19 protein-coding genes are annotated in these 23,311 nt (G+C 40.2%); 12 read left to right on the top strand and 7 right to left on the bottom strand.

Annotated features, from left to right (window positions below; translation table 11 throughout):
• Together Q0465_RS10620 and Q0465_RS10615 are read left to right on the top strand one after the other, a co-directional pair.
• Positions 1-480, top strand: a 480-nt coding sequence (locus Q0465_RS10620) for a tetraacyldisaccharide 4'-kinase (RefSeq protein ID WP_298615992.1), incomplete at its 5' end; no start/stop codon positions are given.
• Positions 461-1,276, top strand: coding sequence for a purine-nucleoside phosphorylase (locus tag Q0465_RS10615; RefSeq protein ID WP_298615989.1), 816 nt, complete (start codon positions 461-463; stop codon positions 1,274-1,276). The genes Q0465_RS10620 and Q0465_RS10615, both read left to right, overlap by 20 nt.
• Before the next feature lie 148 nt (positions 1,277-1,424).
• On the opposite strand, the gene pgeF is transcribed toward Q0465_RS10615, so the two are convergent.
• The 3 genes from pgeF to Q0465_RS10600 are packed head-to-tail and all read right to left on the bottom strand — an operon-like array spanning position 1,425 to position 4,386.
• Entirely contained in the window at positions 1,425-2,225 is an 801-nt protein-coding gene (gene pgeF / locus Q0465_RS10610) for a peptidoglycan editing factor PgeF (RefSeq protein WP_298615986.1), read from the bottom strand.
• Positions 2,213-2,956, bottom strand: coding sequence for a nucleotidyltransferase family protein (locus tag Q0465_RS10605; RefSeq protein WP_298615983.1), 744 nt, complete (start codon positions 2,954-2,956; stop codon positions 2,213-2,215). Before Q0465_RS10605 ends, pgeF begins: the two co-directional genes overlap by 13 nt.
• The gene (locus Q0465_RS10600) at positions 2,953-4,386 is read right to left on the bottom strand and encodes an RNase adapter RapZ (protein ID WP_298615981.1); all 1,434 of its coding nucleotides are present in this window, start codon (positions 4,384-4,386) and stop codon (positions 2,953-2,955) included. The genes Q0465_RS10605 and Q0465_RS10600 overlap by 4 nt, the downstream gene beginning before the upstream one ends.
• 196 nt (positions 4,387-4,582) lie before the next feature.
• Here Q0465_RS10600 and Q0465_RS10595 point away from each other — a divergent pair, with 196 nt between their 5' ends.
• From Q0465_RS10595 to Q0465_RS10585, 3 genes are all read left to right on the top strand, one after another.
• Entirely contained in the window at positions 4,583-4,846 is a 264-nt protein-coding gene (locus Q0465_RS10595) for a type B 50S ribosomal protein L31 (RefSeq protein WP_298615979.1), read from the top strand.
• A gap of 466 nt (positions 4,847-5,312) precedes the next feature.
• The gene (gene lon / locus Q0465_RS10590) at positions 5,313-7,727 is read left to right on the top strand and encodes an endopeptidase La (RefSeq protein ID WP_298615977.1); all 2,415 of its coding nucleotides are present in this window, start codon (positions 5,313-5,315) and stop codon (positions 7,725-7,727) included.
• A 230-nt stretch (positions 7,728-7,957) separates the two neighbouring features.
• Positions 7,958-9,493 (top strand): arylsulfatase, encoded by a 1,536-nt coding sequence (locus Q0465_RS10585; protein ID WP_298615975.1) that lies wholly within the window; start codon positions 7,958-7,960, stop codon positions 9,491-9,493.
• A 66-nt stretch (positions 9,494-9,559) separates the two neighbouring features.
• On the opposite strand, the gene Q0465_RS10580 is transcribed toward Q0465_RS10585, so the two are convergent.
• Both Q0465_RS10580 and Q0465_RS10575 read right to left on the bottom strand, forming a co-directional pair.
• Positions 9,560-10,144: a hypothetical protein gene (locus Q0465_RS10580; RefSeq protein ID WP_298615974.1), complete on the bottom strand. Its 585-nt coding sequence runs from the start codon at positions 10,142-10,144 to the stop codon at positions 9,560-9,562.
• A complete protein-coding gene (locus tag Q0465_RS10575; protein WP_298615972.1) occupies positions 10,137-11,243 on the bottom strand; it encodes an AI-2E family transporter in 1,107 nt (368 codons plus the stop codon). Before Q0465_RS10575 ends, Q0465_RS10580 begins: the two co-directional genes overlap by 8 nt.
• A gap of 185 nt (positions 11,244-11,428) precedes the next feature.
• On the opposite strand from Q0465_RS10575, the gene Q0465_RS10570 reads away from it, so the two are divergent.
• From Q0465_RS10570 to cydB, 3 genes are read left to right on the top strand one after another with little or no spacing between them, the layout of a single operon-like run.
• Positions 11,429-11,638 (top strand): DUF4492 domain-containing protein, encoded by a 210-nt coding sequence (locus tag Q0465_RS10570; RefSeq protein WP_367274308.1) that lies wholly within the window; start codon positions 11,429-11,431, stop codon positions 11,636-11,638.
• A gap of 4 nt (positions 11,639-11,642) precedes the next feature.
• Entirely contained in the window at positions 11,643-13,193 is a 1,551-nt protein-coding gene (locus tag Q0465_RS10565) for a cytochrome ubiquinol oxidase subunit I (protein WP_298615970.1), read from the top strand.
• Positions 13,194-13,252: 59 nt separating this feature from the next.
• Entirely contained in the window at positions 13,253-14,371 is a 1,119-nt protein-coding gene (gene cydB, locus Q0465_RS10560) for a cytochrome d ubiquinol oxidase subunit II (RefSeq protein ID WP_298615968.1), read from the top strand.
• 44 nt (positions 14,372-14,415) lie between these two features.
• Here the strand turns inward: cydB and Q0465_RS10555 are convergent, their stop codons facing one another.
• Together Q0465_RS10555 and Q0465_RS10550 are read right to left on the bottom strand one after the other, a co-directional pair.
• Entirely contained in the window at positions 14,416-17,514 is a 3,099-nt protein-coding gene (locus Q0465_RS10555) for a glycoside hydrolase family 2 TIM barrel-domain containing protein (protein WP_298615965.1), read from the bottom strand.
• A 333-nt stretch (positions 17,515-17,847) separates the two neighbouring features.
• A complete protein-coding gene (locus tag Q0465_RS10550) occupies positions 17,848-19,266 on the bottom strand; it encodes an amidophosphoribosyltransferase (RefSeq protein WP_298615964.1) in 1,419 nt (472 codons plus the stop codon).
• 128 nt (positions 19,267-19,394) lie between these two features.
• On the opposite strand from Q0465_RS10550, the gene Q0465_RS10545 reads away from it, so the two are divergent.
• The 4 genes from Q0465_RS10545 (at position 19,395) to Q0465_RS10530 (ending at position 23,163) form a co-directional block, all read left to right on the top strand.
• Positions 19,395-19,580: a twin-arginine translocase TatA/TatE family subunit gene (locus Q0465_RS10545; RefSeq protein WP_298615962.1), complete on the top strand. Its 186-nt coding sequence runs from the start codon at positions 19,395-19,397 to the stop codon at positions 19,578-19,580.
• Between the two features lie 15 nt (positions 19,581-19,595).
• A complete protein-coding gene (gene tatC / locus Q0465_RS10540; RefSeq protein WP_298615960.1) occupies positions 19,596-20,408 on the top strand; it encodes a twin-arginine translocase subunit TatC in 813 nt (270 codons plus the stop codon).
• Between the two features lie 164 nt (positions 20,409-20,572).
• The gene (locus Q0465_RS10535) at positions 20,573-20,941 is read left to right on the top strand and encodes a YccF domain-containing protein (RefSeq protein WP_298615958.1); all 369 of its coding nucleotides are present in this window, start codon (positions 20,573-20,575) and stop codon (positions 20,939-20,941) included.
• A gap of 98 nt (positions 20,942-21,039) precedes the next feature.
• Positions 21,040-23,163, top strand: coding sequence for a type IA DNA topoisomerase (locus Q0465_RS10530; protein WP_298615956.1), 2,124 nt, complete (start codon positions 21,040-21,042; stop codon positions 23,161-23,163).
• The last annotated feature ends 148 nt before the right edge of the window (positions 23,164-23,311 follow it).

Genomic DNA, 23,311 nt, shown 5'->3' with positions numbered 1-23,311 from the left:
CCCCCAACACTTACCCCCATAGAAAAAAGAATTCTCTCTAAGCATTTGAAAATAAAACCTTATCAACAATTATTCTTTACACATCAACAATACGGTCCGATCCGGGATATAAACGCCAAGGCGACCCCTCTTTGCCCGGATAAAAATTCTTTTATCCTTTGTTTAACAGGTATAGCTAATTCCACACCTTATATAAACTACTTAAAAAAAATTACTCCCCACGTTCAAGAACTAAAATACCCGGACCATTACCGTTTCACCTCTAAAGATATAGAAGAAATTTGCATCAGATTCGAAACGATTCCCAACCCGGACAAATATTTTTTTACAACCGAAAAAGATCTCATGCGTTTAAAATCATGGGACTTACCTGAAGACCTAAAAAAGAGATTATTTTATATACCCGTAGAACCGGTATTTTTAAATAAACAGGATGTTTTATTAAATGAACTGAAAGCCTATGTTACAAAAAATAAATGAAAGTGCAGCCTATATCTCCCGTTTCCTGGAAAAAGAAACTTATTCCATCGGCATTATTTTAGGGACCGGTTTGGGAGAACTTGGAAAATCCATAGAAGTAAAACATGTTATCCCCTATGCAGCCATTCCTCATTTCCCTGTATCTACCGTACAGGGCCATAAGGGAAATTTACTCATCGGAAAATTCGGAGGTAAAAACGTAATCGCCATGCAGGGCAGGTTCCATTTTTACGAAGGATATCCCATGCAGGAGGTCACTTTTCCTGTACGGGTTTTACATCAACTGGGCGTATCCCGCTTATTTGTATCCAATGCTGCCGGAGGCGTTAATACGAATTTCCTGGCAGGAGATTTAATGGTTATAACAGACCACATCAATCTTTTTCCGGAACATCCGTTAAGAGGTAAAAATATCGATGAATTGGGCCCCCGTTTTCCAGGTATGACAAATGCTTATAGTCCGGAATTGATCCGTATGGCTGAAGAAGCCGGAGAAAAATTAGGCATTCAATTGAGAAAAGGGGTATATGCAGGCTTACAAGGTCCTTCTTTCGAAACTCCGGCAGAATACAACTGGATACGGGTTATCGGCGGAGATGCCGTCGGGATGTCTACTGTTCCTGAAATTATTGTGGCCCGCCATATGAATATGGAATGTTTCGGTATGTCTGTAATTACAAACAGTACAGCTTCCCCCGAACTGATCAAAACAAACCACGAAGAAGTACAGGATATCGGGAACACTGCCCAACCCCGGATGACGGCTTTATTTAAAGAAATTATTTCCAATCTGTAATCCGGTTATTTCCGCATAAGGGGAGAATAGCTTTCTAACCTAAAATTATTGGGAATACATACAATCATCAATTTGTCTGTATTCTCAATAATAGTTTATTAAAACTTATCAATACGGTTTACAATTTCTGAAACTAGGGAAATAATATTTATTCCCTTCCGTCATCCGTTAACAACATAATTCCCGCACCAAAGCGGCCGGCATTGTTACCGCTATGACGATAAGAAAAAAATTCATCTGTATGGCATTGAGTGCATAATCCGGCAATTTCAATGTTTCCTTCCTGCAAACCAGCCTTTAAAAGTTGCCTCCGGTTAATCTCCCACAAATCGATATGCCACTTTCCAAAGGTATCTTCTCTTTCCATAATTCCGGTAAAATTTTCAAATTTTTGCCGGAATAATGTAGCGACTTCCTCTTCGACTTCGAAACAACATTTTCCGATAGACGGTCCGATTCCCGCTTTAATATCACAGGCCTGACATCCGAATTTATCCTGCATCATTTCTGCTGTTTTTCCGGTTATCCCGGCTAAGGTTCCCTTCCAGCCGGCATGCACAGCCGCTATTACTCTTCGGACGGAATCACATAATAGGACCGGTACACAATCGGCTGCCAACACCATCAGACAAATCCCGGTCTCCTTTGTCACTAAAGCATCCGTTTCCGGGAACCGGCTCTCCCTTTCCTTCGCTCCTCTGCCAGTATCTCTCCGTTTTACCTCCAGGATATGATCCGAATGTACCTGCTGCCCTAAACACAAAGCATCCACCTTAAAACCTACCGCTTCAGCCAGTTCTCTGCGGGCCGTAATCATCCGGTCCACGGATTCATCGTCCGGATAACCGATGTTTTTAGCGGCTGTAGATACAAAGTGTAATACTTTCGGACAATCTGATAAATTTCCGAAACGATAAAAAGGGAATAATGCATTCCTTACTTTTTCCATCCTTCTTTTATTAAACGGGCTCCCCTTTCTAATACTTCGGGTTTCCCCATATCTATCCAGTTTATTTCCGGTTTGTAACACCCCTGTATCCTGGTGCTGCCTGCTATAGCTAAATAAAAATCTATAATAGAAAACGTACCGTCCCAGTTCTTCAAATGTTGAAATATTTCCGGGGACAATACATGAATTCCATTGAAAGCATACCGCCGGTAATCCTCTGTACCCTCCCCCTTATCCGTGAACTTCAATTCTCCTGTCTTACAATTTTCCCAACCCCTTAAACGGAATTGTCTGTCGAATAAAAGATAGCGAGCCGTATCTCTCTGTCCAAGAAACAAAGAAGCGACTGCACCCGAAGCACAATGCTCCTCCCAAAAATTCTTTAAATCCAAATCTGAAACGACATCTACATTATGAACAAGAAAAGGCTCTTTTCCTTCCAAAAAGGAACCCGCTTTCTTTATTCCTCCCCCCGTATCCAATAATTCTCCTCTTTCATCTGAAATATCTATGTGAATCCCAAAATTCTGACGGACTTTTAAAAAATCGATAATTTGTTGCCCGAAATGATGTATATTAATAACCAGATGATCAAAACCCGCTTCCCTCATTTTACAAATCAAATGTTCCAACAGGGATTTATCCCCTACTTTTACCAATGCTTTAGGACAATTATCGGTCAAAGGCCGTAAACGTGTCCCCAAACCCGCTGCCAATATCATAGCTTTCATAAAAGTGCTTTAAAACTTTGTTCTATACCTCTTTCCCGGTGTACCAAATGCACCGTCACTCCTAATTTTTTGTATAAATGTTCAGCCAGATGTTGGGCACAATATACAGAACGATGCTGCCCGCCAGTACAACCGAAACTAACCATAAGGCTCGTAAATCCCCTTTGCCGGTAACGGAGGACTGAAGCTTCCACCAAAGCATATACAGCTTCCAGGAAGCGGAAAATTTCTCCGTCTTCCTCCAAAAAACGAATGACCGGTTCATCTAAGCCCGTCAGGCATTTATAAGCCTCATATTTACCGGGATTATGCGTCGCCCGGCAATCAAAAACAAAACCTCCGCCGTTACCCGACGGGTCCTCCGGAATACCTTTCCGGTACGAAAAACTGTAAACATGTACAGTCAAACCATTTTCAGCTTCCTCTTCTACATTTTCGCCTCTGTCACATACATCTCTCAGAATTTTATCCAAATAAGGATACTCGGGAAAACCTTTCCTCAATAAATTCTTTAAATTTGAAATAGCAAAAGGTATACTTTCTATAAAATGCCGTTTCTTCTCAAAATACCCCCGAAAACCGTATGCACCCAATACTTGCAACAACCGAAACAACACAAAATACCGCAGCCGTTTTTTAAAAGCCTCCCGGTCCACAGGTGTAAAAGCCTGCAATGCCTCTAAATAATCGTCCAGCAAAGCCGCACGCAACTTCTCCGGATAATTAGCTTTCGCCTGCCATAAAAAAGAAGCAACATCATAATAGAGAGGTCCTTTCCGTCCTCCCTGAAAATCAATAAAAAAAGGCTCTCCTTCTTTTAACATTACATTTCTGGATTGAAAATCCCGGTACATAAATGTATGGAAAGTTTCCCCCAACAAAGTATCAGCTAATCTATTAAAATCATCTTCCAATTTATCTTCGGAAAACTCTATTCCGGAAGTTTTTAAAAAACAATACTTAAAATAATTGAGATCCCAGAACAAAGACCTCCGGTCAAATTCAGGACGAGGATAACAACGAGTAAAATCGAGATTTTCCACCCCCCGAAACTGTAAAACCGGGAGCAAGCGTATCGTCTTTTGCAATAAAAAATAGTCCTGCTCCATATACTTCCCGGTTTTCCGCGCTTCCGCCAAGGCATCAAACAAAAGCAGATCTCCCAAATCTTCCTGCAGATAATAGGTATAATCGTCCGTATGTCCGTACACTTCCGGCACGGGTAATCCCTGTTTACGCAAATGGGTTGACAAATAAATAAAAGCCCGGTTTTCCTGCGGAGAGGCCCCCCATACACCGATACGGCTAAAATGCCAACTCTTTACTCTAAAATACTTCCGGTTTGAACCGGAAGAGGGAAATTCAACCATTTCTTCCGCTTTCTCCCCGTTTGCCTCCCAAAATAATTGACATAGTTCTGGAATCATCATAACACTTTCTATTCGGGCTCTAAAGTAATATTTTTAAATGAAAACTTGCCTGCTGTCCCCGCCGGAATTCATTTCCTTTAATGAAATACCTTTTCTCCGACATAAAATTATTTTCCATTTTCTTTGTAATTTATAATGAATGAGCTATCTTTGCAAGCCGTTAATACAAGAAATAATAATAAAATTTATATACGAAATGAAAAAGGGCATACATCCTGAAAATTACAGACTGGTAGCGTTTAAAGATATGTCTAACGGAACGACTACTATTACCAAATCAACCGCTGCAACAAAAGAAACGATTGAAATTGATGGTATTGAATATCCGCTGGTGAAATTGGAAATTTCCAATTCTTCACATCCGTTCTATACGGGTAAAATTAAATTGGTTGACACCGCTGGCCGTGTGGACAAATTTATGAACCGGTACAAAGCTCATATGGAAAACAGAAAAAAATAAATATTCTGGATAAAATAAAGAAAAGCCGACCGGAAGTTTTACTTTTCGGCCGGCTTTTTTATACTCCTTTTTCCGGCAAAATCCTGAACTGTAAACTGCAACAGCTAACCTTCTCTCTTTACTCTTTTTTTCAAAACTGAAATTCCAACTGACTGATTAATTTTTCTTATCTAATTAGGGGTAATCCTTTAAGTAAATCTGTGAAATCATTTTCAATACAACAAATTATACACAAAAAATATATATAAATGTTCTAAAAATCAAAAATATTTACGATTTCCCCTCTAAAAACATAAAGGCATTCCATCACATTTTTTTCAAACTAACGTACTTCTTGCACGGGCAGAACTTTGGCACGGGAATTGCCCTATATAGGAAGACAACTTATATATGTGCTATATTGACAAAATGTCAGTTATATCATCTATAAATTCTGTAATAACTAAAATTGAGAAGGAGAGATTAAATGAATAAAATAGATTTCAGAAACATGCTGCTGGATGAGATTACAGAGGAATCTTCGGAATTTTTACCGATACTTGGGGATGAAAAAGAATTATTGAATGATAACCTCAACATACCTGACACACTGCCAATTTTACCGCTTCGGAATACCGTTTTATTTCCGGGAGTAGTTATTCCTATTAATATCGGCAGAGACAAATCCCTTAAATTAATCAGGTATGCGTACAAGCAAAATGCGCTTATCGGAGTGATTGCACAGAAGGATACCAATACTGAAAATCCGAAAATGGACGATTTATTCAAAATTGGTACAATTGCTTCTATATTGAAAATTCTGGAAATGCCAGATGGCACAACGACTGCTATCATTCAAGGGAAAAAACGTTTTTTACTGGAAGATGTCCTCTACGACGATCCTTACCATGTAGGTAAGATCCTGATTAAACAAGAGGAACGGATGTCGGAAAACGACCCGGAATACAATGCGATTGCCGAATCTTTAAAAGAAATGGCCACTAAAATTGTCAAATATTCCAGTCATATTCCGAATGAAGCCGGATTTGCTCTGAAAAATATTGAAAGCATGCTGTTCCTGATTAATTTCATATCTTCCAATACAGATGTGGAATATAGAAGTAAACAGGAATTACTGGAAATTGACAGTTTAAAACAACGTGCAATCAAACTACTGGAAATCCTCAGTAAACAAGTCAGTTTACTGGAACTGAAAAACGATATCCAGAAAAAAGTAAAAATCGACATTGATAAACAGCAAAGGGAGTATTTTTTACATCAGCAGATGAAAACCATTCAGGACGAATTGGGTGGAAATCCTGTAGATGAAGAAATCAAGGAGTTAGAAGAAAAAGGAAGACAAAAAGAATGGAGTGAGTCCGTAAAAGAGATTTTTGAAAAAGAACTCAATAAGCTGAAACGTTTAAACCCGGCTTCCCCGGATTATTCCGTACAATCGAATTATCTGAGGGAATTGATCGATTTACCCTGGAATCATTATTCAGAGGACAACCTGGATTTGGAGCATGCCAAAGAAATTCTGGATGCAGACCATTATGGACTGGAAAAAGTCAAAGACCGGATATTGGAATACCTGGCTGTTTTAAAATTAAAAGCCGATATGAAATCCCCTATCCTCTGCTTATACGGTCCTCCGGGAGTGGGAAAAACGTCTTTAGGAAAATCTGTAGCCAAGGCGATAGGACGGGAATTTGTCCGTATGTCGCTGGGAGGCCTTCATGATGAATCGGAAATCCGGGGTCACCGGAAAACCTATATCGGTGCAATGCCGGGACGTATTATCCAGAGTATAAAAAAGGCGGGGACTTCCAATCCGGTTTTTATCCTGGACGAAATAGATAAAGTGGGAAATGATTTCCGGGGAGATCCCCAGTCCGCTTTACTGGAAGTATTGGATCCGGAACAGAATACGAATTTTCACGATAATTTCCTGGATATAGACTATGATTTATCCAAAGTTATGTTTATCGCAACGGCTAACGATATTTCCACCATTGCCCCTCCGCTGAGAGACCGTATGGAAATCATAGAAGTAAGCGGTTATTTACTCGAGGAGAAAAGGGAAATAGCCAAAAGGCATCTTATTCCCAAGCAACTCGAAAACCATGGGGTAAGTAAAAGCCATATCGATTTCCCGGATGAAATTATCGATATGATTATCGAAAAATATACCCGTGAATCCGGGGTGAGAAGTCTGGATAAACTCATTGCTAAAATCATCCGGCAAATTGCCCGTAAAGTGGCGATGAATAAAAAATTCCATCTCACATTGGATGCGGGTAAAGTAAAAGAATACCTGGGTTCCCCTATCTTTTCACGGGAAGAATACCAAGGTAATGATCTGCCGGGAGTCGTCACAGGACTTGCCTGGACAGCCGTAGGAGGAGAAATCCTGTTCGTGGAATCCAGCTATAGTAAAGGGAAAGGTCATCTAACTTTAACGGGAAATCTCGGAGACGTAATGAAAGAATCCGCTACTCTGGCTTTGGAATATATTAAATCCCATACCAAAGAGATCGGTATAGATGAAAATATTTTCGATAATAAAGATATTCACGTTCACGTTCCTGCAGGAGCTGTTCCCAAAGACGGACCTTCAGCAGGAGTAACAATGGTCACTTCATTAGTGTCTTCCCTTACCGGGAAAAAAGTAAAAAAAGCCCTCGCTATGACAGGCGAGATTACACTGAGAGGAAAAGTATTGCCCGTAGGAGGAATACGTGAAAAAATCTTAGCCGCCAAACGGGCCGGCATAAAAGAGATTATCCTTTGCAGTGAAAACCGGAAAGATATAGAAGATATCAAAAAGGAATATTTGAAAGGATTAAAATTCCACTATGCGGATACAATCGAAGAGGTTTTAAAGATTGCCTTAATCTAAAAAAAGCTGTAAAAGCCCGGGTAATTCCGGGCTTTTTTTACCTCTTTATTTTGCTGAATGATGGATCTCAGAACAAACAAAAACAGCTTAATACTCCAGATTTTTCCTTCAGGCATTGTACATAATGAATTAATTTCCGACTTTTACATACTTAATATATTTTTATATGCCGACTTTCAGCCGTATAAAAATTTTAAGTTCACTGCAAATTATTCATTTAAATAACTGCTATGCATACATTCAAAAGTTTATTATTATTTACAACAGTATGTTCTTCCTGTCCTTCTCTGATAGCGCAAGAGAGGGATCCGGAACGTCCTAATGTAATAATTATTCTGGCGGACGATATCGGATACGGAGATTTAAGTTGTAACGGGGAAAAAACGATTCATACTCCGCATGTAGATACATTAGCCCAGCAAGGTTTACGCTTTACGAATGCTCATGCAGTAGCTTCTACCAGCACACCTGCCCGTTATTCTTTACTCACCGGACACTATGCCTGGAGACGTAACGATACGGGCATTGCTCCCGGAGATGCCGGTATGATTATCCGACCGGAACAATACACCCTGGCCGATCTGTTTCAATCTTGTGGTTATGTTACGGGAGCGATAGGGAAATGGCATCTTGGCCTGGGGGATAAAACCGGGACCCAGGATTGGAACGGCTTTATCAGTCCGGGGCCGGCAGATATCGGTTTTGACTATTCTTATCTTATGGCTGCAACAGGAGATCGTGTTCCTTGTGTATTCGTAGAAAACCAGAGGGTTGTAAATCTGGATCCCCAGGACCCGATCGCCGTGAGCTACAAAACTCCTTTCCCCGGAGAACCACTTGCCAAAGATCATCCCGAAATGCTGACCGTGATGAAAGCAAGTCCCAATCACGGGCATAATCAAGCCATTGTAAACGGGATCGGACGTATCGGTTATATGAAAGGAGGTAAAAAAGCGCTTTGGAAAGACGAAAATATAGCAGACAGTATTACTTCTCATGCAGTAGAATTTATCCGGAAAAACAAAGACCGTCCTTTTTTCCTGTATTTCGGAACAAATGACGCCCATGTTCCCCGGGTCCCGCATCCCCGCTTCAGAGGTAAAAGCGGGATGGGCCCCCGGGGAGATGTATTGCTTCAATTTGATTGGAGCGTAGGAGAAATTACCCGCACACTGGAAGAACTGGATCTGACAGACAATACAATTGTCATTGTAACGAGTGATAATGGTCCCGTTGTCGACGACGGTTATCAAGACCAGGCCGCAGCACTTTTGGGAGATCACCGTCCCTGGGGACCTTTCCGGGGAGGGAAATACAGTGCTTTTGAAGCCGGCACTTGCATACCGATGGTCATCCGCTGGCCCGGAAAAATAGAAACCGGAAAAGTCTCTGAGGCCTTAGTTTCACACATCGATCTGATAGCATCCTTTGCATCTCTTTTACAAGTTACTTTACCCAACAGAGCTGCACCCGACAGTCAGAATTACCTCGCAGCTTTTTTGGGAAAAGATTTACAAGGCAGGAATTATCTTATTGAATCAGCAGATATTCTATCCATACTGTTGAACAATTGGAAATACATTGTTCCCAGTAACGGACCCGCCTACAGCAAACTGACCAATATCGAACTGGGAAACAGTAAAGAACCACAACTGTACAACCTGGCAAAAGACAAAGGAGAAAAAAAGAATCTGGCTTCTAAAAAACAAAAGAAAGTCAAAACTCTTCACAAAATATTGCAATCTGAAAAAGAGAAAAACAATTGATTTCATAAAGATGAACCCTCTCCCTCCGGCATTCCAATATCCCGGAGGGAGATTCTCATTAAAAAATCATAGCTTAAAAATAGCAGCTACTCCGAAACTGATATCCAGCCAGGTAAAATCCCATTTGTCACGCACCACAGATTCTCCTGATTGCAGATCCGTAGCCTTGACATGCTTATATTGCAGGCAGCTAAAAGTAGCTTCTGCCGCCCAATGATCGGTTATCCGAATATACAAACCCGGTTTCAGATTTGTTGTCCATAAGAAATGCTTTCCATCCGCCCCATCCTTCAAATGACTTTTCCCCCATCCACATCCGCTTTCTAATTGTACAAAAAAACGAATGACACCTCCTCCTACATCATAACGCAAAAAAGGCAAAATCTCCCCGGTATTCTGATGTCCCCTTCTGTCTTTCATAAACTCATAACCGGTAATTACTCCCACAGCTATTCCATTCCGGATAAAATAGGCCAAAGAAGGGGCCACTTTTAATGTAAATCCGGTATTAACCCGTTGGTGATCGGGAGTAACAATTTTACCTCCTCCCACATAATTAATCCTCCCGCCCAATATCAGATCACCTCCATACTGTGCGGATGCAGTCAGACAACCCAGAAGGAGCAGTATAAACAGAATTCCCTTATTCATCCAGACTTTGCGTTATCTTTTTAACCAATTTATATTTATTGAAAAATTCCCTCAGAATTACACGAAGTACCGTATAAGAAGGAATAGCTAAAATCATACCGGGGATGCCCGCTAAATTGCCTGCCAATAAGATCACTAAAAATATTTCCAAGGGGTGAGCATGCACGCTACTCCCGTAAATAAAAGGCTGGAATACCACATTATCAATTAACTGCGTAATTAACATCGCGATCACCATATAAATCAATAAAGGCAACAAATCCGTATAAAAAGGCAGGTCAATGTGTAACACAATCCCCACAACAACTCCGAAAACAACTCCGATAATCGGTCCAATGTAAGGAATTACATTCAATACTCCGGAGACCAAACCAATGACAATTGCATTCGAAAAACTTAATCCCACCATCCATAATCCCAGCGTATTCAATGTCATTACACCCAATACTTCAAAAAACATTCCGACAAAATAGCGTACCAGTAGCTTCTGAATCGAATCCAAAGCATTCCGTCCCCCTTCCTCATATTTAGCCGGTAACAAAGCTAAAACCATACCACTAAACAGACGGCTGTCTTTCAGAAAAAAGAAAGAAATAAAAGTAATGGAAAACAATGCAACAAAAATGTCGCTGATGGTATTAGCCAAAGAACCGAATATCGTTTTTATTTGGGTGACACTCACCAAAGAACTCAGGCTATTCGAAACAGATTGTTCAATATCGTCATCCATTTCAATCAGGCCATAGTGCTTTAATACTCTGGAAATATCCTCTACGGGAGATTCCAGTTTATTCATCACACTTTCGACACTGATATTGCCTATATTCTGAAATTCATGGGTTACCAACGGAATGATTGTCACCATGAAAAGTATAAAAAGAGCCCACAGTGCCAGTAACGTCAATGCAGCCTTTAACCCGTTATGTAATTCCTTTCCCCGGATTTTTACCCTTCCCAGAAAATCAATAATCGGTCTTCCTAAAAAAGAAATAACAGCGGCAATCAAAACATAGGCGATAATAGAAGAAAAATACCAGCAAAATAATCCCACACATACTATGCCGATAAAACCCAAAAAATATTTGCCGAAATTATTCATAATTCCATCTTTAATCCAGCCTTTATCCCTTCCTGCCGGATGATTGCCCGTTAGAACGACTTAGATTGTCAAAATTAAAGAAATATCAAGACATAAAAAACTAAATTAATTCAAATTAAAAAAAATAGATATTTTTCAAAAACTTTCCTAACTTTATTTCGTTTTAAGTAGAGATATAATTTGCTATGTTAAGACGCGCCTGGATGCTATATTATGAAGGTTTTCGCTATATGCCCCGCTGGGCACGCATTCTGTGTATCATCGTTGTCTGTAAACTCCTCATTCTGTTTTTAGTTTTCAAATTGTTTCTCATGCCCAACTACCTGAACACGAATTATACAACAGATAAAGAAAAAAGTAACCACGTATTAAACGAATTAATTACTAAACCTTAAATTTATGTTATACGAAATTTCTTCTACATCCCTGGTGGAATGGTCTCGTTGGCAATTTGCCATGACAGCCATTTACCATTACATGTTTGTCCCGCTAACTTTAGGGCTTTCTTTTTTATTGGCTGTTATGGAGACGATGTGGGTTCGCACCGGTAAAGAAGAATGGTTACATGCAACAAAGTTCTGGATGAAACTTTTTGCGATCAATTTCGCGATAGGTATCGCAACAGGACTGATCCTGGAATTCCAATTCGGCTCGAACTGGTCTAATTATTCCTGGTTTGTCGGTGATATTTTCGGAGCCCCTCTTGCCATAGAAGGTTTATTTGCTTTCTTTTTGGAAGCCACCTTTTTTGCTGTTATGTTCTTAGGGTGGAATAAAGTAGGTAAAAAATTCCATCTTTTTTCTACCTGGATGGTCTTTTTAGGTGCCAATATCTCGGCCTTATGGATCCTGGTGGCAAATGCCTGGATGCAAAATCCGGTAGGAACCGATTTCAATCCTCTCACGGCACGGAATGAAATGGATAATTTCTGGGAAGTGCTATTTTCACCCACAGCTATGAACAAATTTTTTCATACTGTCACATCCGCCTATACTCTTTCTGCTTGCTTTGTAGTGGGAGTGAGTGCATGGTTTATACTGAAAAAACGGAATCTGGAATTTGCCCGTAAAAGTATTTTAATCGGTTCAGTATTCGGAATCCTGAGTATTATAGCCACTATTTTTACAGGAGATACCAGTGCTCAGGATGTCACTCGTACCCAACCGATGAAGTTGGCAGCAATGGAAGGCTTAAATGAAGGAGGAAACGGGGTTGGCCTTACGGTTATCGGCTTCCTCGAGGAAGATTCCGCTTTACCGTCTCCCCGGATGAAAGCTACCCGATATGGCATTACCATTCCTAAATTATTGTCTTTTATGAGTTATAGAGATACGGATGCCTATGTGCCCGGCATACAAAATATCCTGGACGGTTATACGTCTTACGAAGGCATTACCTATCCCTCGGTAGAACAACGAATGGCAAACGGAAGTAAAGCAATAGAGGCCCTGACAACCTACAAACAGGCGATACAAGAACGAAATAAGGAAAAAGCAGATAGTTCTTACCAAATATTAAAAGAAAATTACAGCGATATCGGTTATGGTTATCTGGCATCTCCCTACGATGCCATCCCCCCCATCCCGCTTGTGTACTATAGTTTCCGGATCATGGTGGGACTGGGATTGCTATTTGTAGCTCTTTTTATCCTGAGCTGGTGGTACGCCAAAAAACGTAAATTCGAAAAATTCAAATTTATCCCTTATCTGGCTATTATTTGTATTCCTCTGGCATATATAGCTTCTCAATGCGGATGGATCGTTGCAGAAGTAGGACGTCAACCCTGGATCGTACAAAACCTGATGCCGGTGAATGTAGCGATTACCCGCATTGCATCCGGCTGGGTTGTTACTACTTTCTGGATGTTCGCTATACTTTTTACTGTTTTGTTAATTGCTGAAATAGGAATTATGTTTTCCCAAATTAAAAAAGGACCTAAAATGGGATGAGAAGGTAAGGAAATCCCCTCTCTGAAAACGGATAATAATCACTCAAAAAATTCAATATTATGTCATTATATATTTTGCAACATTATTGGTGGATACTTATCTCCATTCTGGCCGGAGCCCTGGTATTCCTCTTATTTGTCCAAGGCGGACAAAGTATGCTTTATACGCTTGGAAAAACCAAAGGAGAACGCGATTTGCTGGTCAATAGCCTGGGAAATAAATGGGAACTCACTTTTACGACTTTGGTCGTCTTTGGAGGCGCTTTTTTTGCCAGTTTTCCTTTATTCTATTCCACCAGTTTCGGAGGAGCTTATGGGGTATGGATGTTGATCCTTTTCTGCTTTGTATTTCAGGCCGTATCCTTCGAATACCGGAGTAAACCCCGTAATTTTTTAGGAAGCCGTACTTACGAAGTGTTTTTGATGATCAACGGTTATGCAGGCCCGCTCTTGCTCGGAGCCGCCGTAGCTACTTTTTTCACCGGTTCTCCTTTCCGCCTCAGTCCACTGCACCAAGTAGAATGGCTTACTCCCTGGAGAGGCCTGGACGCTCTTTTTGTTTTTACCAATTATCTACTGGCATTTGCTGTCTTTTTCCTGGCACGGACAATGGCTTGCCTCTATTTTATAACCAATCTGGACGATGCCAACATTCAGGAAAGATGCCATAAACAATTGTGGTATAATATGATTCCTTTTCTGATTACTTTCCTTTTGTTTCTCGCTTTTATATTCACAGGAGAAGGATATGGAATCCTCCAGAACGGTAACGTAGGACTGGTCCCTTATAAATATTTTTATAATCTGCTCGAAATGCCTGTAAATACCTTTATTTTCATTATCGGAGTAATAGGAGTACTTATCGGCATTTTTAAAACACTGGCTTGCCCCCAATGGAAAAAAGGAATATGGTTTGCAGCCCCGGGAACAATATTAACAGTTATTTCCCTTTTTATTATAGCAGGTTTCAATAATACGGCTTTTTATCCTTCTAATGCAGATCCGGCTTCTTCTTTGACAATTTACAATGCCTCTTCTTCTGAATACACCCTGAAGGCTATGTCTTATGTTTCCCTGATTATTCCCATTATTATCCTCTATATCTGGTATGTATGGCGGGCAATGACCCGTAAACCAATGAATATTCAGGAAGTTAACGACTCAGAACATAAATATTGAACTCTCTGACGATAAAAAAAGCGGCTGGTTTCAGCCGCTTTTTTTTATTTTTTCCTCACCGGAGCCAGTACAAAATCAAATGTATAATTATCATAAGGCAATAGATAAGGAGGCAAAGGCCAGGCGCCCCAACTATTAATACACCCTAAACCCATCTGCCGGAGATCAAAAGAAACGGCTGTCAGTTTCCGGGGTTCCAATTCCCCGGAATGCCTCTGATCTTTATGAAATCCGTCATCTAAATCTTCCTGCAAAAAATTCAAAGCAGAAGCAGAGAAAGGCTTATCGGAACGAATCATAAGTCCCCTTCCGTCTATATCCAAAACCTTCCACCAGCGAATATCCGACTTTGTCCCGGACTCTTGCGGGCGGATATAAGGATAGTACTGATCTTTTACCAATTGACGATAACGTCCGATATGCTGGGAATATTTACGGTCCGCATAGTTTTCTACCGGCCCTCTTCCATAATAATCGATACGATCGAAATGCTGCGGCATCACCAGCTGCATTCCATAACGGAACAAATACGGCATTTTTTCCTTTGTTTTATCTACGCTCATTTCCTCTTTCACTTTTATTTCTCCCGCAACATTCATTTCGTAAGTCATCGTCAAAGAAGCCGACATATCAGGCATATCGTAGACAACAGTCACCACAGCATTTTTTCCTTTTGCTTCGGCTTTCATTTCCTGTTTCTTCATCTCCGGTTTTTTCCAATCTGCAAATTTCCGGTGCAGATTGGCCCCCATATCGTTATCAGTAGGAGCCCTCCAGAAATTAGGACATAAAGCAAAACCAGATTCCAACATTTCCAATCCATTTAAAGAAATGCTTTCCAGCCAACCTGAGTTTTTATTAAATATAACCGTCACTTCTTCTCCCACCAATACAAGATGGACGATATCTTCATATATGCTTACATTCGTCTTCCCTTCTTCAATAGCTGCACTGAAAGCATCGTATTCCTTTATCGGCAACTGTTCCCTGGCAACTATATAACCCGCTTCCAGTAATTGTTTGCTCCTTTTCAGTTTATAATTTACATTTAATAATAATTCCTGCCCCTCTGGCAAATCCGATTCTTCATACCCCAGGCTCACTACTTTGGCCTCCTGCGGCTCCACTTCCAGATTGTCGACAGTTCCCTGACGGATAACAACTCCATCTTCCACCAATTGCCATTCCAGGTAATAATCAGATAAATCCGTAAAGAAATTTTCATTGTATATTTTCACTTCTCCTTTCCGGATATCTACGGGCGTAGTCCATATGGACTGATATACCTTTTGTACTTCATACATATGAGGATTAGGTACACGGTCGGGACTTATCAATCCGTTGCAATTGAAATTATTGTCTGAAGCATCGTAAGAGTTATAATCTCCTCCGTAAGCATAAATCATTTTTCCCTCTTTGGTATAAGCCCGAAAAGCCTGATCCACAAAATCCCAGATAAAACCACCTTGTAATTTCGGATATTGACGGATTAAATCCCAATATTCTTTGAATCCTCCCTGGGAATTTCCCATGGCATGAGCATATTCACACTGAATTAAAGGGCGATATTGCTGCGTATCCCTGGCATAATTTTCCATCCATTCCAAATCGGCATACATCGGACATACGATATCCGTATGCGGTTTTCTGCCGGCTCGTTCATATTGCACCGCCCGGCTATTATCCCTTTCTTTAATCCATTTATAGCAAGCTTCGAAATTAGGACCGTCTCCGGCTTCATTTCCTAAAGACCAAAAGATGATGGAAGGATGATTTTTAAAGTTTTCTACCATTCTTTGATTTCTCTCCAAATGAGCTAATGCATAAGAAGGATTTTTAGCCAAAGTCTTTTCACCATATCCCATTCCGTGGGACTCTATATTGGCTTCACAAACGACATAAATTCCATATTCATCACACAATTCATACCAAAGGGGAGAATCCGGATAATGACAAGTCCTTACCGCATTGAGATTATTTTCCTTCATAATGCGGATATCCTCTATCATCCGGTCTTTTGTCACCCAATAACCACTTAAAGGATCCATTTCATGCCGGTCAGCTCCTTTGAATAAAACGGGTTTCCCATTTATCAGAATTTGTCCGGCTTCCCGGTCTAACTCAATTTTACGGAACCCAACTTTCTGCGGGATAACTTCCAGAACTTTCCCGGACCGGTCTTTTAAAACAGTATTCAAGGTATAAAGTACAGGAGTCTCTGCGGTCCATTTTAAAGGCTCATTTACACGAACGACGGCATTTATCTGTCCTTTGCTATTGGGACGGCCTTTTATCTGTTCCAGCTGTTTTCCCTGAGGATCATATAAGTCGAAGTCCACTTCAAGCGGGGCCTTCCGGTTCAAAGTTGCAGTAATATTCAATTGCCCGTCCTTATAAGCTGCATCCAAATCCGGCACAATGAATAAATCTTCAATATGGACAGGATTACGGGCATATAAATAAACATCCCGGCCGATTCCGGACAGACGCCAAAAATCCTGGTCCTCCAAATAACTCCCATCACACCAGCGATAAACTTGCATCGCAATCAAATTTTCCCCCGGCTTCAGATATTTCGTAATATCAAACTCTGCTGCCATTTTACTGTCTTCACTGTATCCTACAAATTGCCCGTTTACCCATACATATAAATTAGAAGTAGCAGACCCGACATGCAAATATACCTGTTGTCCCTTCCAGTCAGAAGGGAAGACGATCGTTTTCCGATAAGAACCGACATGATTATTTTTAGTTTCTACCATTGGAGGATTTGGACGAAATTGATTGGACCAGGCATAACCCGCATTCCTGTAAATCGGATCTCCGTGTCCGTTTAATTCCCATAAACCAGGAACCGGAAAATCCTCCCAATTTTTGTCTTCGAAATCCGTTTTGTAAAAATTCACTGGCCGGTCAGTCAGATCTTTTACCCAGTTAAATTTCCACTTTCCATTCAAAGACATAAAATTAGATGCCTTTTCCTTCACACCAGCAACAGCACATTTTACACAAGGATATGCAAAATAAGCAGTTCGGGCAGGAACCCGGTTGATCGCATTTACTTCCGGATCAAGCCACTCTTTTTTCTGTGCAAACGTTGTCAATGATAGAATCAGACACAGACCTAAAAATAATTTTTTCATACACAGTTTATTTTAATACAAATTGAAATTAAATTTTAACAAAAGTAATAAATATTACCTTTTTTCAGGAGGAATTATAATTCAAAAGATAGAATAAATCCGTCTATTTTCAAATTCCGCTATTCTTCCGGGGAAGCAGCAATCTTTTCTTTAAAAGTAACGTAAATTAAAAACAATGAAATTAAAATATTTAAAAGTTGAATGTATTTTACCTTTAGTGACGGAAATATATAAATGCTTCTTCCGCTCCTACAGGATTTCTCCAAGGAACACTAATCCCAAAGGAGTTTTTGCCCCTTTTGATTTTTATCGTTAAATATTTTTGTTACTTCTTTACTCCATATAACTGCTATTGTCCCAACAATGGGTACAAAGCTGTTCTTTGGGCAATCCGATAGCTTTAACCAGATCATCCAGACGCTGGAATTGCAAAGAATCCAATTGCAAATGCTGACACATCATTTTTACCATTGCCTTGTATTGGTCCGAATCCGGATCAGTATAAGGTTTCAGTATCTCTTCCGTCAATTCGGAAGTGCCTTCCAAATCCCGGATTACCCGTCTTGCAAATAAATCAAAAGTCGAACGGGAAGTTGAAAAATTTAGAAAACGACACGGATAAATAAGGGGAGGACAAGCAATCCGTATATGCACTTCCTTCACTCCACACTCCCTCAATTTTACTACATTATCTTTTAATTGTGTTCCCCTCACAATAGAATCGTCCAGAAAAACAATCCGCGACCCACGCGTAAAAGCTTCGTTCGGAAGCAACTTCATTTTTGCTACCAGATCCCTCATCGATTGGTTTTGAGGCATAAAACTACGGGGCCAGGTCGGAGTATATTTGACAAATGGCCGTTTATAAGGAATTTCCTTGGCATTTGAATATCCGATTGCATGCCCTACTCCCGAATCCGGAATACCTGCAGCAAAATCAGCTTTCAAATCATCCCGCATTGCCATAGCAGCCCCACAACGATAACGGGCATCTTCGACATTAATACCTTCGTAATAAGCCGAGGGATATCCATAGTAAACCCATAAAAAAGAACAAATCTGCTTCCGGCTCCCCGGAGCAATTATAGAAGTAAAACCATCCTTGGAAACCCGTACCGTCTCCCTTGCTCCCAAATCACGGACGATTGAATACCCTAAATTTGTAAAAGAAGAACTTTCACTGGCAACGACATATCCAAATTCATTTTTGCCAATAACAACAGGAGTACGCCCGAATTTATCACGGGCTGCATAAATACAATTATCCGTCAATACCAAAAAAGAACAAGAACCTTTGATTTTATTATAGACAATTTCAATTCCTTCTTTAAAAGATTCCCCTTTATTTATTAAAATACTTACAATTTCCGTAGGATTGATCGAGGAACCCGATAATTCAGCAAAATGGATTTTTTCATCCAGTAATTCCCGTGCAATCTCTTCTATATTATCAATACGTCCTACCGTAACTACCGAAAACCGACCCAGGTGCGAAGTTACTGTAATCGGTTGCGATTCCATATCACTTATCACCCCTATACCCAAATAAGAATCTTTAAATCTCTCCAACTCCGGCTCAAATTTATTTCTGAAATAAGCACTTTCAATACTATGAATTGACCGGACAAAATCCTGCCCGTTATAAAAAGCCATACCAGCTTTCTTTGTACCGAGGTGAGAATGATAATCTGTTCCGTAAAAAACATCCGCAATACATTCTTTTCGCGATACACAACCAAAAAATCCGCTCATATCTATATTATTAATGATTCCCCGCAAAATTATAAAAATCCACTAGAATAAAAACACCGTTAATTTGAACTTTTAATTTTCTTTTTTAAAATTGTTCTCTATCTTTGTCCTAAGAAGATAAAAGATTTATGAGTATGGTTTTGATGATAGGGACATCTGAAATTGTCATCATTGTTCTGGTGGTATTATTATTTTTTGGCGGTAAAAAAATTCCCGAATTAATGAAAGGCCTGGGGAAAGGCGTCAAAAGTTTTAAGGACGGGATGAATGGTATTGAAGAAGATTTGAAAGGGAATTCTGACAAAGAAAAATAAGCAGCTCAGGATTGTATGGACGATGCAAAAGAAAACAACATGACTTTTTGGGATCATTTGGAAGAGCTCAGAAAGATTATTTTTCGTATTGCTTTGTTCGTAGGTATATTTGCTGTTCTTGCTTTTGTCAATAAAAAAATTCTTTTCGATATTATTTTTGCACCCCACCGTTCCGATTTTATTACTTACCGGGCTTTGTGCCAGTTAGCGGAATGGTCGCATATTTCTTCTCTTTGTCCGGGAGATTTCCATGTAGATTTAATTAGTATCAACTTGTCCTCACAGTTTATTGTCCATATGACAGTCGCATTTTACGCAGGCTTGGTGATCGCTTCCCCTTATATCATATATCAGTTGTTTGGATTTATCAAACCGGCCCTCTATGAAAATGAACGAAAGTATTCCACCCGAGTCCTTATCGCAGCCTTTCTGCTCTTTTTCTGCGGCATATTATTAAATTATTACGCTGTATTTCCTCTCTCTTTTCGCTTCCTGGGAACTTATCAGGTAAGCGAGTTCGTCGAAAATAAAATAACACTGTCTTCTTATATCTCTACATTTACCATGCTGTCTATCGCCATGGGAGCCGTTTTTGAAATACCCATATTAGCCTATTTTATGGCCAAAATCGGCCTGATTAATAGCGGACATCTGAAAAAATTCCGCCGGCACGCTTTTATCGTCATTTTAATTATAGCTGCCATTATCACCCCTGCCGACGTGTTCAGTATGTTTCTACTGGCAATCCCTATGTATATGCTCTATGAATTGAGCATTGTTATTGTAAATAAAGCCATTAAAACGAAAGAAAAGAAACGGATAGAATAAGTTTCACTATTTTTTTTGATTTCCATTCCGTCCCCTTTTGCCTGTATGTTCCGGTAAAATATAAAAAACAAATGTCTTGGTGGTTTTAGATAGCACCTTCCCCCGTCCCCGGGTGCTATTTTTTCGGTTTTTATTCGTATCTTTGACTACAATAAAAGATAATCATGAAAATTATAGGGAATATTATATGGCTCGTATTTGGAGGGATTTTTATCGCTATTGAATATTTTATTTCCAGCATTTTATTATGCCTTACAATTATCGGCATTCCTTTTGGTTTGCAAACGCTGAAGTTAGGTATATTGGCTCTTTGGCCTTTTGGAAGCCAAATTGTTCCAAAAGCAGAAGCACACGGATGTCTTTCCGTTTTTATGAATATTCTCTGGTTTTTTGTAGGAGGGGTCTGGATTTTTTTATCCCACGTTGGCTTTGGAATACTTTTCTGTATTACCATTCTTGGAATTCCTTTCGGACTGCAACATTTTAAGCTGGCTGGACTCGCCCTTACCCCTTTCGGACACGATGTAAAATAAAAATGTCAGTGAAGGATCCTCTGTTCATTTCCCGCTGTCCCTCATGGGACTTTGCCGAAATAATCCTATCTTTGTTCTATATTTAATGTCTGCAAACAATGAAGATGTGTATAGCCGAAAAACCGAGTGTAGCAAGGGAAATTGCCAATGTTTTAGGAGCCACTACACGTCGGAACGGATATCTGGAAGGAAACGGATATTGTGTGACCTGGACATTCGGTCACCTTTGCAGTTTGCAGGAACCACACGAATATACAGAAAAGTGGAAAAACTGGAACTTAACGATTTTACCGATGATTCCTTCCAGGTTCCGTATCAAACTGATCGACGAAGAAGGCATCAAAAAACAATTCGCTATTATAGAAGAATTAGTAGCAAAAGCAGAATTAATCATAAATTGCGGGGATGCAGGACAGGAAGGAGAATTAATTCAACGTTGGGTATTGACGAAAGCGAAATGTCAGGTTCCGGTAAAAAGGCTTTGGATTTCTTCTTTGACAGAAGAAGCCATACGGGAAGGTTTCGAAAATTTAATGGATGCCCACGATTTCGATACTTTATATGCAGCAGGCTCTGCCCGTGCGATTGGCGACTGGTTATTGGGAATGAATGCCACCCGTGCCTACACTTTAAAATACGGGAACGGAAAAAATGTGCTTTCCATCGGAAGAGTACAGACACCAACGCTTGCCTTGGTCGTAGAACGCCAAAAAGCCATCGAAAATTTTAAGCCGGAAACCTATTGGGAGATCCGGACCGATTACCGGGGCGGTCTTTTTTCCTGCCAGCGGGGACGTTTCAATAAAAAAGAAGAGGCTGAAGCCGTTTTACAGCAAATTCTCCCTCTGAATCTCGAAATTATCAGCGTAGAATGCAAAAGGGCAATGGAAAGCCCCCCTAAATTATTTGACCTGACTTTGTTGCAGGTAGAATGTAACCGGAAATATGCTTTTACCGCTGACCATACGCTAAAGATTATCCAATCGTTGTACGAAAAGAAATTGACGACTTATCCCCGCGTAGACACTAATTTTCTTCCCAATGATCAATATACTAAAATTTCGGGAATATTAAAGGGACTTAAACCCTATGAAAACTTGGTGGCACCTCTTCTCAGCGGTACAAAAATTAAAAAGTCACCAAAAGTTTTTAACGATAAAAAAATTACAGACCACCATGCCATCATCCCTACCGGAATATTCAGTTATGATATGACACCGGATGAAAAACGTGTATATGATCTGGTTGCCCGCCGTTTTATTGCTGCCTTTTATCCGGACTGTGAGATTGCCAATACCTCCGTATTGGCTAAAATCGGAGAAGAAAGTTTTAAAGCGACAGGAAAACAAATTATTCAGCCGGCCTGGCGGGTCGTTTTCGGATCGACAACGGATAAACAAAACGAAGAAAACGTATTGCCTGCCTATAAAAAAGGGGAACAAGGTCCCCACACTCCTGAAATGCTGGAAAAGGAAACCCAGCCTCCTAAGTATTATACAGAAGCAGATTTACTCCGGGCAATGGAAACAGCCGGGAAACAAATAGAAGACGAAGAATTACGCGATCTGATGAAAGAAAACGGAATCGGACGTCCCTCCACACGAGCCGGTATTATCGAAACCTTACAAAAAAGGCATTACATCCGGAAAGACAAAAAACGCCTGTTAGCAACCCCTACCGGCGTCGAGCTGATCCAAACCATTCAAAATGAACTCCTGAAATCCGCAGAACTAACCGGACAATGGGAAAGGAAACTCCGTATGATCGAAGACGGGAAATACAATGTAAGCGGATTTATGGAAGAGCTTAAAAATATGGTCAATGAAATCATTCACTTTGTCAAACATTCATCCGCTAAGACAATTACCGTAGAACAAGATAAATCAGATACAAAAGAAAGTGAAAAGAAAAAAAGTACGGCAAAATCTCCCCAAAAATCCCTGCCCTTAACCTGCCCAAAATGCGGAAAAGGTACTATACTAAAAGGAAAAACCGCCTGGGGATGTTCTCTGTATAAGAAATCCTGTGACTTCCTGATCCCAATGGAAATTGAGGGAAAAAAATTAAGTTCCAGGCAAGTTGAAGCACTCATACGGAAAAGAAAGACCGGAACTCTCACGGGCTTTAAGGATGCCTCGGGAAATGCTGAAACGGGAACGCTGAAGTTAGATGCTTTCTGTAAAGTATATTTTGAAAAAAGCCCTAAAAAAGGAGAATCTTAATACTGTTCATATGCTCAACGGATAAAACAAAAGTCAACGTCCGGAAACAGCTTTCTTCCTGATCCGGTCCACCTCTACCGGTTAAGGGAATCCAGGATACCACTCCTCTCTCTTTTGCTGGTTTTACACTATCAATCAATTACGAATG

The organism is uncultured Odoribacter sp., assembly GCF_937966165.1.
Classification (GTDB): domain Bacteria; phylum Bacteroidota; class Bacteroidia; order Bacteroidales; family Marinifilaceae; genus Culturomica.
Note: the sequence above shows the minus strand (reverse complement) of the source record. Positions and strands in the feature narration are given on the sequence as shown.